14 protein-coding genes are annotated in these 15,075 nt (G+C 73.2%); 3 read left to right on the top strand and 11 right to left on the bottom strand.

Annotated elements, in window-relative coordinates:
- The 3 genes from recA to AB0K92_RS12765 all read right to left on the bottom strand — a co-directional run bounded on the left by recA (window position 1) and on the right by AB0K92_RS12765 (window position 2,915).
- Window positions 1–1,131 carry a recombinase RecA gene (gene recA, locus AB0K92_RS12775; RefSeq protein ID WP_166002644.1) on the bottom strand — a complete coding sequence of 377 codons (1,131 nt, stop codon included), beginning with the start codon at window positions 1,129–1,131 and terminating at the stop codon, window positions 1–3.
- A gap of 284 nt (window positions 1,132–1,415) precedes the next feature.
- Window positions 1,416–2,660 carry an AI-2E family transporter gene (locus AB0K92_RS12770; protein WP_365922103.1) on the bottom strand — a complete coding sequence of 415 codons (1,245 nt, stop codon included), beginning with the start codon at window positions 2,658–2,660 and terminating at the stop codon, window positions 1,416–1,418.
- A 60-nt stretch (window positions 2,661–2,720) separates the two neighbouring features.
- Window positions 2,721–2,915, bottom strand: a complete 195-nt coding sequence (locus AB0K92_RS12765) for a DUF3046 domain-containing protein (protein ID WP_365922101.1) — start codon at window positions 2,913–2,915, stop codon at window positions 2,721–2,723.
- An 80-nt stretch (window positions 2,916–2,995) separates the two neighbouring features.
- Here AB0K92_RS12765 and AB0K92_RS12760 point away from each other — a divergent pair, with 80 nt between their 5' ends.
- Complete coding sequence (locus AB0K92_RS12760) at window positions 2,996–3,940, top strand: hypothetical protein (protein ID WP_365922099.1); 945 nt, start codon at window positions 2,996–2,998, stop codon at window positions 3,938–3,940.
- Between the two features lie 2 nt (window positions 3,941–3,942).
- Here AB0K92_RS12760 and AB0K92_RS12755 read toward each other — a convergent pair whose 3' ends face one another.
- The 3 genes from AB0K92_RS12755 to AB0K92_RS12745 are packed head-to-tail and all read right to left on the bottom strand — an operon-like array spanning window position 3,943 to window position 5,938.
- Entirely contained in the window at window positions 3,943–4,251 is a 309-nt protein-coding gene (locus AB0K92_RS12755) for an AzlD domain-containing protein (protein WP_166002641.1), read from the bottom strand.
- On the bottom strand, window positions 4,248–4,952 hold the full coding sequence (locus AB0K92_RS12750) for an AzlC family ABC transporter permease (RefSeq protein WP_365922260.1): 705 nt from the start codon (window positions 4,950–4,952) through the stop codon (window positions 4,248–4,250). Before AB0K92_RS12750 ends, AB0K92_RS12755 begins: the two co-directional genes overlap by 4 nt.
- Window positions 4,949–5,938: an AraC family transcriptional regulator gene (locus AB0K92_RS12745; RefSeq protein ID WP_365922097.1), complete on the bottom strand. Its 990-nt coding sequence runs from the start codon at window positions 5,936–5,938 to the stop codon at window positions 4,949–4,951. Before AB0K92_RS12745 ends, AB0K92_RS12750 begins: the two co-directional genes overlap by 4 nt.
- A gap of 92 nt (window positions 5,939–6,030) precedes the next feature.
- Between AB0K92_RS12745 and AB0K92_RS12740 the strand changes: the two genes are divergently transcribed.
- Together AB0K92_RS12740 and AB0K92_RS12735 are read left to right on the top strand one after the other, a co-directional pair.
- Window positions 6,031–11,064 carry an ATP-dependent helicase gene (locus tag AB0K92_RS12740; protein WP_365922095.1) on the top strand — a complete coding sequence of 1,678 codons (5,034 nt, stop codon included), beginning with the start codon at window positions 6,031–6,033 and terminating at the stop codon, window positions 11,062–11,064.
- A gap of 42 nt (window positions 11,065–11,106) precedes the next feature.
- Window positions 11,107–11,916: a DNA-formamidopyrimidine glycosylase family protein gene (locus tag AB0K92_RS12735; RefSeq protein ID WP_365922093.1), complete on the top strand. Its 810-nt coding sequence runs from the start codon at window positions 11,107–11,109 to the stop codon at window positions 11,914–11,916.
- Between the two features lie 51 nt (window positions 11,917–11,967).
- Here the strand turns inward: AB0K92_RS12735 and AB0K92_RS12730 are convergent, their stop codons facing one another.
- The 5 genes from AB0K92_RS12730 to pgsA all read right to left on the bottom strand — a co-directional run bounded on the left by AB0K92_RS12730 (window position 11,968) and on the right by pgsA (window position 14,898).
- Window positions 11,968–12,354 (bottom strand): hypothetical protein, encoded by a 387-nt coding sequence (locus AB0K92_RS12730; protein ID WP_365922091.1) that lies wholly within the window; start codon window positions 12,352–12,354, stop codon window positions 11,968–11,970.
- A gap of 126 nt (window positions 12,355–12,480) precedes the next feature.
- A complete protein-coding gene (locus AB0K92_RS12725; RefSeq protein ID WP_365922089.1) occupies window positions 12,481–12,957 on the bottom strand; it encodes a DNA starvation/stationary phase protection protein in 477 nt (158 codons plus the stop codon).
- A gap of 228 nt (window positions 12,958–13,185) precedes the next feature.
- Window positions 13,186–13,566, bottom strand: coding sequence for a helix-turn-helix transcriptional regulator (locus AB0K92_RS12720; protein ID WP_365922087.1), 381 nt, complete (start codon window positions 13,564–13,566; stop codon window positions 13,186–13,188).
- 109 nt (window positions 13,567–13,675) lie between these two features.
- Window positions 13,676–14,233: a CinA family protein gene (locus tag AB0K92_RS12715; protein WP_365922085.1), complete on the bottom strand. Its 558-nt coding sequence runs from the start codon at window positions 14,231–14,233 to the stop codon at window positions 13,676–13,678.
- Window positions 14,230–14,898, bottom strand: a complete 669-nt coding sequence (gene pgsA / locus AB0K92_RS12710) for a CDP-diacylglycerol--glycerol-3-phosphate 3-phosphatidyltransferase (protein ID WP_365922083.1) — start codon at window positions 14,896–14,898, stop codon at window positions 14,230–14,232. The genes AB0K92_RS12715 and pgsA overlap by 4 nt, the downstream gene beginning before the upstream one ends.
- Window positions 14,899–15,075: the final 177 nt, after the last annotated feature.

Raw genomic sequence — 15,075 nt, 5'->3', positions numbered from 1 at the left:
TCAGCTCTTGGCGGCCGCGGCCTTGGTCTTGGCCGTCTTCGCCGCCGCCGGGGCAGGCACCGACTTGGCGGCGTCGTCCGCGGGGGCGGTGGTGACCGCGGCGTCCGCGCCCGGCTCGGCGGCCGGCTCCTCGGGCCGCACGCCGACGCCCAGCTTCTCCTTGATCTTCTTCTCGATCTCGTTGGCCAGGTCGGGGTTGTCCTTGAGGAAGTTGCGCGCGTTCTCCTTGCCCTGGCCGAGCTGGTCGCCCTCGTACGTGTACCAGGCGCCGGCCTTGCGGACGAAGCCGTGCTCCACGCCCATGTCGATCAGGCCGCCCTCGCGGCTGATGCCCTGGCCGTAGAGGATGTCGAACTCGGCCTGCTTGAAGGGCGGCGCCACCTTGTTCTTGACGACCTTGCAGCGGGTGCGGTTGCCGACCGCCTCCGTGCCGTCCTTCAGAGTCTCGATGCGGCGGATGTCGATGCGCACCGAGGCGTAGAACTTCAGCGCCCGGCCACCGGTGGTGGTCTCCGGGGAGCCGAACATCACACCGATCTTCTCGCGGAGCTGGTTGATGAAGATCGCCGTCGTCTTGGACTGGTTGAGCGCGCTGGTGATCTTCCGCAGGGCCTGGCTCATCAGGCGGGCCTGGAGGCCGACGTGGCTGTCGCCCATCTCGCCCTCGATCTCCGCGCGCGGCACGAGCGCGGCGACGGAGTCGATGACGATCAGGTCGAGGGCGCCGGAGCGGACCAGCATGTCCACGATCTCCAGGGCCTGCTCGCCGTTGTCGGGCTGGGAGAGGATCAGGTTGTCGATGTCGACGCCGAGCTTGCGCGCGTACTCGGGGTCGAGGGCGTGCTCCGCGTCCACGAAGGCCACTTGGCCGCCGGCCTTCTGGGCGTTGGCCACGGCGTGCAGGGTCAGCGTGGTCTTACCGGAGGACTCCGGTCCGTAGATCTCCACCACACGGCCGCGGGGCAGACCGCCCACGCCGAGGGCCACGTCGAGCGCGGTCGACCCGGTCGGGATGACCTCGATGGGCTCCTTGGACCGCTCGCCCATGCGCATGACCGCGCCCTTGCCGAATTGCCGTTCAATCTGTGCGAGGGCGGCATCGAGCGCCTTCTCGCGGTCGGTTCCTGCCATGGGTTCCACCCGGTTTGCTTGAGTCGATCGCTTCACGTCAAAGACGCTAACGCCTGCCACTGACAATGCGCCCCGACGCTGGTCCGGCCTGTGGATAACTCGGGCATTTCTCCGCCCAAAGCGGGCCGAAACACCCACCGAGAACCTCGCCGGAGCTTCCATATGAATGGATGTTCGATTTTTGTGTCAAGCGAGGCACGCGGGTCGCGAGCGCCGTCCCTGGCCCCCGGGCACCGCCGCGGACGAGCACCGCTGCGCCCGGGCACCACTGCGGACGAGCACCGCTACGGACGGGCCTGCCGCCGCGCCCGCGCCCTCCCCCACAGGCTCCGCATCCGTACGACCGGACCGGGACCGGCGCCGCGGCCTCGGTGGCCGTGGACCCGCGGGTCGTCCGTGACGGCGTACCGCTTCACGTACGCCCCGAGGAACGCCTGGAGCGTGGCGACCGCCGGAATGGCGATCAGCGCGCCGACGGCGCCGAGCAGCGCGGTGCCGGCCACCACCGAGCCGAAGGCGACCGCCGGGTGGATGTCGACGGTCTTCGAGGTCAGCTTGGGCTGCAGGACGTAGTTCTCGAACTGCTGGTAGATCACGACGAAGACCAGCACCCACAGCGCGTACCAGGGGTCCACCGTGAAGGCGATCAGCATCGGCAGTGCGCCCGCGAGATACGTGCCGATGGTGGGGATGAACTGCGACACCAGGCCCACCCAGACGGCCAGCACGGGCGCGTAGGGCACGCCCAGGACCTCCAGGAGCACGTAGTGCGCGACTCCGGAGATCAACGCCATCAGACCGCGCGAGTAGATGTACCCGCCGGTCTTGTCGACGGCGATCTCCCACGCGCGCAGCACCTCGGCCTGCCGGGCGGGCGGCAGCACGGAGCAGATCGCCCGGCGCAGCCGCGGTCCGTCGGCGGCGAAGTAGAACGAGAACAGGGCGATCGTCAGCAGCTGGAAGAGCCCCCCGAGGACCTGCGCGGACACGTCGAGCACGCCGGTGGCGCTGTTCTGCACGTAGTTGCGCAGCCAGTCGGAGCGGAGCAGGCCCTCCTGGATGTCCACCCGTCTCAGATCGGTGTGGAAGTGGGCGTTGACCCAGTTGATCACGGAGTCGAGATAGTCGGGGAAGCTCTCGACCATCGTGATGATCTGGCCCGCCAGCATCGAGCCCAGCAGGGTGACGAAGCCCGCGGCCACGATCAGCACGGCGAGGATCACCAGGAAGGTGCCCAGCCCGCGGCGGACCCCGCGCGCGGCCATCCAGCTCACCGCCGGCTCGACGGCGAGGGCCAGGAAGAACGCGATCAGGATGTTGATCAGCAGGCCGGTGAGCTGGTGGAAGGCCCAACTGCCCAGCTGGAAGACGGCGACGAGCGCGAGCGCCAGCACCATGGCGCGGGGCAGCCAGCGCGGCATGCGCGCGCCGGGCGCGGCGGCGCCGTCGGCCGGGGGCCGGGCGGGCGGCGTCGTGCCGTTCGAGGGTGCGTGCGGGGCTGCCTGCCCGGTCTCATCTGTCGGTGCCACGCTGCCAGTTTCGCCCACGCCACCGACAACCGGTCACCGCCCCGCGATCTTCGTGACCTGTCAGCGCTTCTCCTGGGGCACGTTCATGACGTCGCACACCACGCGCCACACGTCCCTGGCCTCCCAGCCGGCGGCCAGCGCCTCGTGCACGGTGCGCCCGCCGAGCTCCGACATCACGTGATCGCGCGCGAAGGTTTCGGCGTACCCCGTCCCGAAGTGCTCCGCCATCCGCTCCCAGAAGACCGTCAACCGCATGACACCAGTATCCCGCCCCTGAGAGTGGGCCCGAGCCGGGACCGCTTGCCGGGCCCTCTTTTCGCCCTACGGTCTGAGCCATGGCCGAAACAGGAGCATCCCCACTCCCCACAACGCCCCCGGCGCGCTCCCCGCTCTTCCGCGCCGAACAGTTCGTCTGGCTCACCGCGCGGGTGCTGGAACAGCGCCTCTTCGCGTACCACTTCCTCAACGGCGGCGCCGACCCGGTGGACACCGCGCTGGACGCCTACCGCAACCAGGACGGCGGCTACGGCCACGCCCTGGAGCCCGATCTGCGCGGCCCGGTCAGCCAACCGCTGCACACCGCGCGGGCCCTGCGGGTGCTGGACTCGATCGGGCGCTGCGGCGGACAGCGCGTGGAGCGGGTGTGCCGCTATCTGACCTCCGTGTCCACGGCCGACGGAGCGCTGCCGGCCGTCCATCCCAGCCAGCGCGGCTATCCCGCGGCGCCCTTCGTGCCGGTCGTGGACGATCCGCCCAGTGAACTTCTCGCCACCGGCCCGGTCGTCGGTGTGCTGCACCGCAACGAGGTGTGGCACGCCTGGCTGTTCCGCGCGACGGACTTCTGCTGGCAGGCGGTGGAGTCCCTGGAGCGGTCCCATCCGTACGAGATCCAGGCCGCCGTCGCCTTCCTGGACGCCGCGCCGGACCGTGCCCGCGCGGAGTCCGCCGCCGACCGGCTGGGCCGCCTGGTGCGCGAACAGCGGCTCGCGGCCCTCGACCCGGACCGCCTCGACGACTACCCCGTCGCCCCCGGGTACGCCCCGGGCGAGCACCACTTCCCGCACGACTACGCGCCCACACCGCAGTCCCTCGCGCGCGCGTGGTTCACCGACGACGAGATGGCGCGCTCCCTGGATCACCTGGCGAGCGAGCAGCAGGAGGACGGCGGCTGGCCCATCCGCTGGCACCAGTGGGCACCCGGGCCCGCCCTGGAGGCACGCCCCATGGTGACGGTCGAGGCCCTGCGCACCCTCAGGGCGCACGGCCGCCCCATCGGCTGATCTCATCCGCCCAGGGCCCGCACCCCCGCCGTCACCGCCACGGCCACCGTGACGACGAGCAGGAAGGGCGCGCGCAGCACCAGCGCCACACCGGCCGCGGCGACCCCCGCGGCCCTCGCGTCCAGCACCAGCGTCTGCCCGGCGGCGAAGGTCTGCTGGGCCGTGAGGGCGGCGAGGAGGGCGACGGGCAGCAGGGCGGCCAGCCGCCGGACGAGCGGCCGCTCCAGCGCGCCCGCCGGGACGAGCAGTCCGGCCAGCTTGACGGCGTAGCAGCCCGCGGCGGTCACCGCGATGGCGATCCAGGTGTTCACCGGCCCTCCTTCCGTACTCCACGCCGGCCGCGCGCCCACAGCACGGCCGGGGCCGCGAGGGCGGCCACCAGCACCGGGACGCCCGCGGGCAGCACCGGGAGCAGCCCCAGCCCCAGGACGACGGCGAGGGCGGCGACGGCCCGCTCGGTGGCGCTCCTCAGCATCGGCGCCAGCAGCGCCAGGAAGACCGCGGGTCCGGCCGCGTCGAGTCCCCAGGCCTCGGTGTCGCCGATGGCCTCGGCGCCGAGCGCGCCGAGCAGTGTGGTCAGGTTCCAGAGCAGGTAGAGGCTGAGCCCCGTGACGGCGAACCCGATGCGGGCCGCGCGCCGTGTCGGCTGCGCCAGCGCGACGGCCGTCGTCTCGTCGATCACCCACTGGGCGGCGAACGGCCGCACCGCGCGGGGAAGCGACAGCAGCTGCGAGAGGCGCAGCCCGTAGAAGGCGTTGCGCACCCCCAGGAAGAGGGCACCGGCCGCGGCGGTCACCGGGTTCCCGCCACCGGCGAGCGCCCCCACCAGCGCGAACTGGGACGCGCCGGTGAACACCAGCAGGCTGAGCACACAGGTCTGCGCCAGGGTCAGCCCGTTGCCCGCCGAGGTCACCCCGAAGGCGAACCCGGACAGTCCTACGGCCACCCCGACCCCGAGGGCGTCCCGGACGACGGCGGCGTCCGGCTTCCCTCCGGCATCCGCCCCTCTCAGGGCGTCCCGCCTTCCTGCAACGCCCGGCCTTCCTTCGTCGCCCGGCCTTCCTCCGTCCGGCTCTCCTCCGTTGCCCGGCTTTCCGTCGTCCGCGCGTATGTCCGCGGAAGCTGTTTCTTCGGCCACCCCTCGGAGGGTAGACGGGGCCGCCGCGGCGCGTCTTGTACGTTCTTGCGCTCGCGCTGGTAGGCCCCCGGAGGCACCCCCACGATCCGGCTGAAGTGCCGGTTGAGGTGCGGCTGGTCGGTGAAGCCGACGGCGACGGCGGCCTCCGCGGGTGAGCTGCCCGCGTCCAGCAGCCGCCGCGCCCGCCGTACCCGCGCGTCGGTCAGCCAGGTGTGCGGCGGCATCCCATAGGCGGCCCGGAAGGCCCGCAGCAGCGCGAAGGGGCTGGTGTCCAGGTCCGCCGCCAGCTTCTCCAGGGTGGGCGGCTCGGCCATCCGCTCCTCGAGCACGGCCCGCGCGTCGGCCGCGAGCCGCGCCCCGGCCGTCCGCACCTGCCGCTGCCGCAGCGGTCCGCCGTTCAGCCGGAGCAGCCGGGTCACCGCCACCCGCAGCAGCGTGTCGGCGGCCAGCGCGTTGCCCTCGTCGGCGGCGCGCAGCACCTGATGCACCAGCCCGACGGCGTACGGGTCGTCGAGCACCGGCCGGACGAAACCGGGGGTGCCGCGGAAGACGGTCGTCTCGGCCGCGATCTGCGCCACCACCTCGGGCGACGGATAGACGGCCCCGTACCGCCATCCCTCGGGCACCCCGGCCCGCCCGGTGTGCGGTGTGTCCGGGTTGACCAGCGCCAGCGCGCCCGCTCCGGCGTACTCGTCGGCGCCCCGGTGCTGGAAGACCTCGACCCCGTCGGCGATCGCGGCGATCACGAAGTTCTCGTGGGTGTGCCGGACGAACGTCTTGCGGACGTACCGGGCCCGCAGCAGATCGACGCCGGGCAGCTCGGCGTACCGCCAGTGGCGTGCCCGCTCGCTCGAACTCATGAACCCATTGTCGACCAGCCGGCCGGCGGAGTCCGGGCAGGCTGAAAGGGCAGCTCAGGCCCATTGTCAGTGGCGAGGTGCAGGATGGACGCATGGCCAGCTCCCGACACCGAGCCCTGGACGGTTTCTCGCCCGCGACCCGCGGCTGGTTCGCGGGTGCCTTCTCCGCGCCCACGGCCGCCCAGGAGGGCGCCTGGAAAGCCATCCACGAGGGCTCGGACGTGCTGGTGGTCGCCCCCACCGGTTCCGGCAAGACCCTGGCCGCGTTCCTGGCCGCCCTGGACCAGCTCGCCTCCACGCCTCCGCCGGCCGACCCCAAGAAGCGCTGCCGCGTCCTGTACGTCTCCCCGCTGAAGGCCCTGGCCGTCGACGTCGAGCGCAACCTCCGCAGCCCGCTCACCGGCATCCGCCAGGAGGCCGTCCGGCTCGGCCTGCCCGAACCGGAGGTCAAGGTCGGCATCCGCTCCGGCGACACCCCCGCCGCCGAACGCCGCGCCCTGTCCACGCGCCCGCCGGACATCCTGATCACCACCCCCGAGTCGCTGTTCCTGATGCTGACCTCGGCCACGCGCGACGCGCTGACGGGCGTGGAGACGGTGATCCTGGACGAGGTGCACGCCGTGGCCGGCACCAAGCGCGGCGCCCACCTGGCGCTGTCCCTGGAACGCCTGGACGAGCTGCTGCCGCGTCCGGCCCGCCGTATCGGCCTGTCGGCGACCGTCCGTCCGGTCGACGAGGTCGCCCGTTTCCTGTCCCCGCGCGGCAAGGTGGAGATCGTCCAGCCGAAGTCCGGCAAGGAGTTCGACCTGTCGGTGGTCGTCCCGGTCGAGGACCTGGGCGAGCTGGGCGGCTCTCCGGTGTCCGAGGGCTCGGAGGGCGGCGAGCGTCCCTCGATCTGGCCGCATGTCGAGGAGCGGATCACCGACCTGGTCCAGTCCCACCGCTCGACCATCGTCTTCGCCAACTCGCGCCGCCTCGCCGAGCGCCTGTGCAACCGCCTCAACGAGATCGCGTACGAGCGGGCCACCGGCGAGTCCCTGGACGAGCACCACGCGCCCGCCGAACTGATGGGCGGCTCGGGCGCCGCCCACGGCGCCCCGCCCGTCATCGCGCGCGCCCACCACGGCTCGGTCTCCAAGGAGCAGCGCGCCCTCGTCGAGGAGGACCTGAAGGCCGGCCGCCTGCCCGCCGTGGTCGCCACCTCCAGCCTCGAACTCGGCATCGACATGGGCGCGGTCGACCTGGTCGTCCAGGTGGAGTCCCCGCCCTCCGTGGCCTCCGGCCTGCAGCGCGTCGGGCGCGCGGGACACCAGGTCGGCGCGGTCTCCACCGGTGTGGTCTTCCCTAAGTACCGGGGCGACCTGGTCCAGGCGGCCGTCGTCACCGAGCGCATGCGCACCGGCGCGATCGAGTCCCTGAGGATCCCCGCCAACCCCCTGGACGTGCTGGCCCAGCAGCTGGTCGCGATGACGGCGATGGACACCTGGCAGGTCGACGACCTGCTCGCCACCGTCCGCCGCGCCGCCCCCTTCGCCTCGCTCCCCGAGTCGGCGTTCACGGCAGTCCTCGACATGCTCGCCGGCCGCTATCCGTCCGACGCCTTCGCCGAGCTGCGTCCGCGCGTGGTGTGGGACCGCGTCGCCGGCACCGTCACCGGCCGCCCCGGCGCCCAGCGCCTCGCCGTCACCTCCGGCGGCACCATCCCGGACCGGGGTCTCTTCGGCGTCTTCCTGGCCGGCGCCGATCCCAAGAAGGGCGGCGGCCGGGTCGGCGAGCTGGACGAGGAGATGGTGTACGAGTCCCGCGTGGGAGACGTCTTCACGCTGGGCACCAGCTCCTGGCGCATCGAGGACATCACCCGCGACCGCGTCCTCGTCTCCCCCGCCCCCGGTGTCCCCGGCCGGCTGCCCTTCTGGAAGGGCGACCAGCTGGGCCGCCCGCTGGAGCTGGGCCGCGCGCTGGGCGCGTTCCTGCGCGAGATCGGCTCGCTGCCCAAGGACGACGCGCGGCTGCGGCTGCTCGCGGCGGGCCTGGACGCGTGGGCCGCCGACAACGTGCTGTCCTACCTGGAGGAGCAGCGCGAGGCCTGCGGTCACGTCCCGGACGACCGCACGATCGTCGTGGAACGCTTCCGCGACGAACTCGGCGACTGGCGGGTCGTCGTGCACTCCCCCTTCGGCGCCCAGGTCCACGCCCCTTGGGCACTCGCCCTCGGCGCGAAGCTCTCCGAGCGGTACGGCATGGACGCCCAGGTCATGCACGCCGACGACGGCATCGTGCTGCGGCTGCCCGACGCCGACCTGCTGGGCATGGACCTGCTCGACCAGGAGCCCATGAAGGCGGGCGCGGAGTACGACGCGGAGCAGGCCCCGGTCGGCGCGGCCGACGTCGTCTTCGACAAGGGCGAGGTCGACCAGATCGTCACCGACCAGGTCGGCGGTTCGGCCCTCTTCGCGGCCCGCTTCCGCGAGTGCGCAGCCCGCGCGCTGCTGCTGCCGCGCCGCAACCCCGGCAAGCGCACCCCGCTGTGGCAGCAGCGCCAGCGCGCCTCGCAGCTGCTCCAGGTGGCGAGCGAGTTCGGTTCGTTCCCGATCGTCCTGGAGGCGGTCCGCGAGTGCCTTCAGGACGTGTTCGACGTCCCCGGACTCGTCGAGCTGATGGGCGACCTGGAGTCCCGCAAGGTCCGCCTCGTCGAGGTCACCACCCCGGAGCCGTCCCCCTTCGCCCGGTCCCTGCTCTTCGGTTACGTCGCCCAGTTCCTGTACGAGGGCGACTCGCCGCTCGCCGAGCGCCGCGCGGCCGCCCTGTCGCTGGACTCACGCCTGCTGGCCGAGCTGCTGGGCCAGGCGGAGCTGCGCGAACTGCTCGACGCGGAGGTACTGACCGAGCTGGAGCAGGAGCTCCAGTGGCTCACCGAGGACCGCCGCGTCAAGGACGTCGAGGGCGTCGCCGACCTGCTGCGCCTCCTCGGTCCCCTCACGGACGCCGAGCTGGCGCAGCGGGGCGCCGAACCCCAGTGGGCGCAGGAGCTGGCCGGCGCGCGCCGCGCGATCCGCGTCCGCATCGCCGGCGCCGACCACTGGGCGGCGATCGAGGACGCGGGCCGTCTGCGCGACGCCCTCGGCACGGCACTGCCGGTCGGCGTCCCGGAGGCCTTCACGGAACCGGTGAAGGACCCCCTGGGCGACCTCCTCGCCCGCTACGCGCGCACCCACGGCCCGTTCACCTCCGCCGCCGCGGCGGCCCGCTTCGGCCTCGGCGTGGCGGTCACCGAGGGCGCCCTGCAACGGCTGGCCGCGTCCGGCCGGATCGTGCAGGGCGAGTTCCATCCGGCCGGCATCGGCCAGGAGTGGTGTGACACGGCCGTCCTGCGCCGGCTGCGCCGCCGCTCGCTCGCCGCGCTGCGGCACGAGCTGGAGCCGGTGCCCCCGCCCGCGCTCGCCCAGTTCCTCCCCCAGTGGCAGCACGTCGGGCAGGGCCACACCCTGCGCGGCGTCGACGGACTGGTGCGCGCCATCGAACAGTTGCAGGGCGCCTCGGTGCCGGCGTCCGCCCTGGAGAAGCTGGTCCTGCCGTCCCGGGTGAGCGGTTACGCGCCGGCGATGCTCGACGAACTCACCGCCGCCGGGGAGGTCGTCTGGGCGGGCGCGGGCGCGCTGCCCGGCAAGGACGGCTGGGTGTCCCTGTATCTCGCTGACGCGGCCCCGCTGCTCCTGCCGCCCCCGCACCCCCTGGAGCTGACGGCCCTGCACCAGTCCGTCCTGGACACCCTCTCCGGGGGCTACGGCCTGTTCTTCCGTCAGATCGCCGACCAGGTCCGCGCGACCACCCACCCGGAGGCCACCGACCCCCAACTGGCCGACGCCCTATGGGACCTTGCCTGGTCCGGGCGGCTGACCAACGACACGCTCGCCCCGATGCGCGCGCTGCTCGGCTCCGGCCGCACCGCCGGCTCCACCGCCCACCGCGCCAAGCGCGCCGTCCCGCGCGGGCGTTACGGCTCCCTGACGGCCGCCGCCCGCACGGCGTCCCGCAGCGGCCCCCCGACCGTCGCCGGCCGCTGGTCGCTGCTGCCGCAGCGCGAGCCCGACACCACGGTCCGCGCCCACGCCTTGGCCCGTACCCTGCTCGACCGGCACGGCGTCGTGACCCGCGGGGCGGTGGCCGCGGAAGGCGTCGAGGGCGGCTTCTCGGCGGTGTACCGCATCCTGTCCGCCTTCGAGGAGAGCGGCCAGGCGCGGCGCGGCTATGTCGTGGAGGGCCTGGGCGCCGCCCAGTTCGCGATGGACGGCGCGGTGGACCGCCTCCGCGCGGTGGCGAACGCCCGCGAGCGCAACGCCGGCCGCCCCGACGCGGACTTCGCCCACGGCGCCGCCGGCCTGCCCGGCACGGCCCCCGGCTCCCGCACCGACCGCACCGACCGCACCGCCAGGCCCCTCGCCGTCGACAGCGCCACCGCCGACTTCCTCGACGGCGCCCAGCCCTTGGGCCCCTTCGAGGACCACTCGGCCTCCTGGTACGGCACTCCGGACGGATCCGACCCGTTCGACACCCCGGCCGGACACCCGGCGCCCGGCGAGTACGTCTCCCCGCGCGCCCCGGCCCAGCCGGCCCCCGCCTGGCAGAACGGCGGCCGCCCGCCGTACGGCCCGGGCTCCGGCCGCCGCACCCCCGGAGCCGCCTCCGGAGCCCTCGGCAATGCCCCCGCCAGTCACGGAGTCCACGGCACTCCGCCCCCGCGCGCCGTCGTCCTCGCCGCCGCCGATCCCGCGAACGCCTACGGCGCGGCCCTGCCCTGGCCCGACCCGCCCACCGACGCGGGGCACAAGCCGGGCCGCAAGGCGGGCTCACTCGTCGTCCTCGTCGAGGGCGACCTGGTGATCTACATGGAGCGTGGCGGCAAGACCCTGCTGGCCTGGCCCGCCGAGCCGGACACGGACCCCGCCGACGACCCCCGGCTGCGCGCCGCCGCGGAAGCCCTCGCCGCGGCCGCCCGCGCGGGCTCCCTCGGCACGGTCACCGTCGAACGGATCAACGGCGCCCAGGCCCTGACCTCGCCCGTGGGCAGTCTCCTCGAAGGATCCGGTTTCGTCGCCACACCCAGGGGGCTGCGGCTGCGGGCCTGACGCACCCGTCCGGTTCCCGCCGCCTCGTGCCACCCTTGACCCATGCCCGAAGGAGACACGGTCTGGCAGGCCGCGAGCCGGTTGCACGCCGCCCTCGCGGGCAAGGTGCTGACCCTCTCCGACCTCCGCGTCCCCCGGTACGCCACGACCGACCTCACCGGCCGCGGCGTCCTCGACGTCACCCCGCGCGGCAAACACATCCTCACCCGCATCGAAGGCGGCCTCACCCTCCACTCGCATCTGCGGATGGACGGCGCCTGGAGGGTGTTCAGGGCCGGTGAGCGCTGGACCGGCGGTCCGGCGCACCAGATCCGGGCGATCCTCGGCACCGCCGACCGTACGGCCGTCGGCTACCGCCTCCCCGTCCTGGAACTGCTGCGCACGGCCGACGAGGACCGCGCCGTAGGCCACCTGGGCCCGGACCTCCTGGGCCCGGACTGGGATCCCGACCGCGCGCTGGCCAACCTCCTCGCGGACCCGGCCCGCCCCCTGGGCGAGGCCCTGCTGGACCAGCGCAACCTGGCCGGTATCGGCAACGTGTTCAAGAGCGAGCTGTGCTTCCTGCTGGGCGCCACCCCCTGGCTGCCCGTCGGCGCCCTCCCCGCCGACCGCTCCGCCCTGCTCCCGGTGCTCGCCAAGAAACTCCTGGAGGCCAACCGCGACCGCCCGGTCCGCAGCACGACGGGCCGCCGCGGCCAGCATCTGTTCGTCTACGGCCGCGCGCCCCGTCCCTGCCTGCGCTGCGGCACTCCCGTCCGGGTCGCCGACCAGGGCGACGGCTCCCGCGACCGCCCCACCTACTGGTGCCCCACCTGCCAGACGGGCCCGGCCCCGCAGCGCTCCGCCGCCTGACGGTCCATCACATCCGCGCTTCCCCGCATCCGGCCACCGGCCCCCGGCCGTTCACGACGGCTCAGACGCATCCAGACGCGCATCGGCATCCGGAGCACAACCCCCATCACAGCCCGCTCCGGCACTCCCTGAAGAATTGGCACCCGCACCCCCGCCACACCCCGCCCCCGCACCCGCGTCCCCCGCACAACCCCCCTCCGCCCCGACACCCGAACCCACCCCCCGCCACGCCGCCCGCCACCGCCCCGTCGCGAGCGCCCCCACGGCCCGCGTCTTGGACACGGCATGCACCGGAAGCAGACTCAACCCCCATCCCCCCGCCGCGACGGTCCCTTCGAGCACCCCCGCGTCCGGGGCGACCGCGACCCGGAGGACGGCCCACCACCACACCACCCCGAGCCCCAGAACGGCCCCCCAGCGCACTATCCGCCCCGCCATGGCCGCCACCTCCAGCCCGACGCCAGAACGCCGTCACACCCCGACCGGGCCGACGCTAGACGGCCACTCCGAGCGCGGGGAGGGCGCACCAAAGGCACACAGGCGCACCTCTCACCCCACCGCGCGTCACACGTTCACGTTCTCCGCCTGGAACATCCAGTGATGCTTCTCGAGGTCGGCGGTGATCTGGATGAAGATGTCCTGCGACACCGGGTCGGGCTCCGCGGTGCTCGCCACCCGTTCCCGCATCCGGGCGATGACCGCGCCCAGCGCGTCCACGAGCACCCGTACCGCGTCCTCGTCCTTGACCCAGCCGCCGGGGACCTCGCCGATGCCGCTGCCGGCGGCCACCGTCGCGGCCCGCCCGTCCGGGGAGACGCCCAGCGCGGAGGCCCGCTCGGCGACGGTGTCGGAGTGCGTCCGCGCGGTGCCCACGACCTCGTCCAGCTGGAGGTGCACGGACCGGAACCGGGGCCCCACGACGCTCCAGTGCACCTGCTTCGCCACCAGCGCCAGGTCCACCAGGTCGACGAGGGCGCCCTGCAGGGCGTCGGCGACGGTTTTCAGGTCCGTATCGGACAGCGGGCTCTTGACGACGTTCATCCGCACCTCCGTTGGCTCACCCGGTCGTGGCTACTCCACGATGACCTGAACACACATATCCGGCAAACGGAGCAAAAAACCTACCCGCCAACAAGGCGACGCGGACCGGGAGCTGAACCTCACCGTCCGGATACGCGAAAACCCCGACCACTCTCCCCCGGGCTCTCCCGGAGAAGCCCCGGCCGGGGCTCACACGTCACACGACACTCGTTCGGCGCCGCGCCGTACTCACGCGGCGACCACGTCCACCGCTTCGGCGGGCGCCTTGATGGTCACCCGTTCCGGTGGCACGCCGGTCACCGAAACGGAGCCCAGCATCGGACGAACCGGCGTGGGCACAGACTCACCGGGGGTGGCCGCAGCGGACTGGGCCAGCTCGGCGAGGGCGAGCTCGTCGCTCACTTCCCGCATCAGCTCGGACATCCGTACGTCCAGCGCGTCGCAGATGGCGGCGAGCAGTTCGGAGGAAGCCTCCTTCTGCCCCCGCTCCACCTCGGAGAGATAGCCGAGTGAGACTCGGGCGGACGAGGAGACTTCGCGCAGAGTACGGCCCTGGCGCTGGCGCTGCCGACGCAGCACGTCACCCAACAGGCGACGGAGCAGAATCATCGGTGGCTCCCTCCTCGGACCGCGTAGCCGCATCCTTCACGCCCCACCGTACCGCCTCGCGCCGCGGCCGTGCGGGGAGCGATGTCGTGTTCACTCAGGGCTGCAAACATCAAAACCCCCCGTTCTGTTCCGTATCCTGTGCCCGCTCATTCCCGGTCTGTTCGCTCGCCAGCTCCGTCAGAAGGAGTGCGAGTACGCTCCGTACACTCTCCATACGAATTTCCGCGCGGTCGCCGTTCAACCGCAGCGACTCCACTTTTCCGCCACCGGCAGAACCGGAACCGGCCGCACCCGGTCCGTCGAGGCCCACGAAAACCGTCCCCACGGGTTGCCCGTCCTGGGGTTCGGGGCCGGCCACACCGGTGGTCGCGATGCCCCAGTCGGCGCCCAGCGCCTTCCGTACTCCGGCTGCCATCTGAGCTGCGACCTGCGCGTTCACCGCCCCGTGCCGGGCCAGCAGCGTCGCGTCGACGCCCAGCAGCCGGTGCTTCAGCTCGGTCGCGTACGGCGTCACGGAGCCCCGGAACACCTTGGACGCACCCGGAACCGCCGTGAGCTCCGCGGCGACCAGTCCACCGGTCAAGGACTCGGCGACGGCGACCGTCTCGCCCCTCACTCCGAGTAGTCGCACCACGTCGACGGCGATGTCGGCGGCCGTGGACCTCACCCTTCCGTCTCCTCCAACGCGGCCTTGCGCTCGGCGATTCCCCGCCTGCGCAGCACAATGGCTTGTCTCACATAGTCCAGACCGGTCACGACGGTCAAAACGACCGCCGCCGCCATCACCCAGAAGCGGAGGGTGGCCAGCCATCCGGTCAGCGCCAGCACGTACATCCCGACGGCCACGCCCTGGGTGAGGGTCTTGAGCTTGCCGCCCCGGCTCGCCGGGATGACCCCGTAGCGAATGACGAGAAAGCGCATCAGTGTGATCCCGACCTCACGTCCGAGGATCACCGCCGTCACCCACCACGGCAGGTCGCCCAGCGCCGAGAGACAGATCAGCGCCGCTCCCATGATCGCCTTGTCGGCGATGGGGTCGGCGATCTTCCCGAAGTCGGTGACGAGATTGTAGGTGCGCGCCAGATGGCCGTCGAAGAGGTCGGTGATCATGGCGATGGCGAAGGCCGCCCAGGCGAGCGAGCGCCACGCCGGGTCGTAGCCGCCCTCGGCCAGCATCAGCGCGACGAAGGCCGGCACCAGGACCAGCCGCAGCATGGTCAGCAGGTTGGCGACGTTCCAGACGCTCGCCTGGTTCACCGCGGCAGCCGCGATCTTGCCGCCCCGCGCGGGCCGCACGCCCCCGGCGACCCCGCTCGCCGCGCTCCCGGCCACATCCCCGGCAGCACCTCCGACGGCATGTCCGGCCACGGGACCGGCCGCGCTCCCGGGCCCCGGACCAACCGCATTCCCGTGCCCCGGACCAGCCGCATTCCCGGACACCGCACCGGCCGTACTCCCGGACGCCGCACGCGCCCCGCTCCCGGCCCCCGCACCCGAGGCACCGCCGGA

Origin of the sequence: Streptomyces sp. NPDC052687, from assembly GCF_040678395.1 — a bacterium.
GTDB lineage: Bacteria > Actinomycetota > Actinomycetes > Streptomycetales > Streptomycetaceae > Streptomyces.
Note: the sequence above shows the minus strand (reverse complement) of the source record. Positions and strands in the feature narration are given on the sequence as shown.

Excerpts from the sequence above, each read along its gene's own strand:
- recA (WP_166002644.1), bottom strand. The coding sequence starts at position 1,131 with ATGGCAGGAACCGACCGCGAGAAGGCGCTCGATGCCGCCCTCGCACAG.
- AB0K92_RS12765 (WP_365922101.1), bottom strand. The coding sequence starts at position 2,915 with ATGCGGTTGACGGTCTTCTGGGAGCGGATGGCGGAGCACTTCGGGACG.
- AB0K92_RS12760 (WP_365922099.1), top strand. The coding sequence starts at position 2,996 with ATGGCCGAAACAGGAGCATCCCCACTCCCCACAACGCCCCCGGCGCGC.
- AB0K92_RS12745 (WP_365922097.1), bottom strand. The coding sequence starts at position 5,938 with ATGAGTTCGAGCGAGCGGGCACGCCACTGGCGGTACGCCGAGCTGCCC.
- AB0K92_RS12740 (WP_365922095.1), top strand. The coding sequence starts at position 6,031 with ATGGCCAGCTCCCGACACCGAGCCCTGGACGGTTTCTCGCCCGCGACC.
- AB0K92_RS12735 (WP_365922093.1), top strand. The coding sequence starts at position 11,107 with ATGCCCGAAGGAGACACGGTCTGGCAGGCCGCGAGCCGGTTGCACGCC.
- AB0K92_RS12730 (WP_365922091.1), bottom strand. The coding sequence starts at position 12,354 with ATGGCGGGGCGGATAGTGCGCTGGGGGGCCGTTCTGGGGCTCGGGGTG.
- AB0K92_RS12725 (WP_365922089.1), bottom strand. The coding sequence starts at position 12,957 with ATGAACGTCGTCAAGAGCCCGCTGTCCGATACGGACCTGAAAACCGTC.
- AB0K92_RS12720 (WP_365922087.1), bottom strand. The coding sequence starts at position 13,566 with ATGATTCTGCTCCGTCGCCTGTTGGGTGACGTGCTGCGTCGGCAGCGC.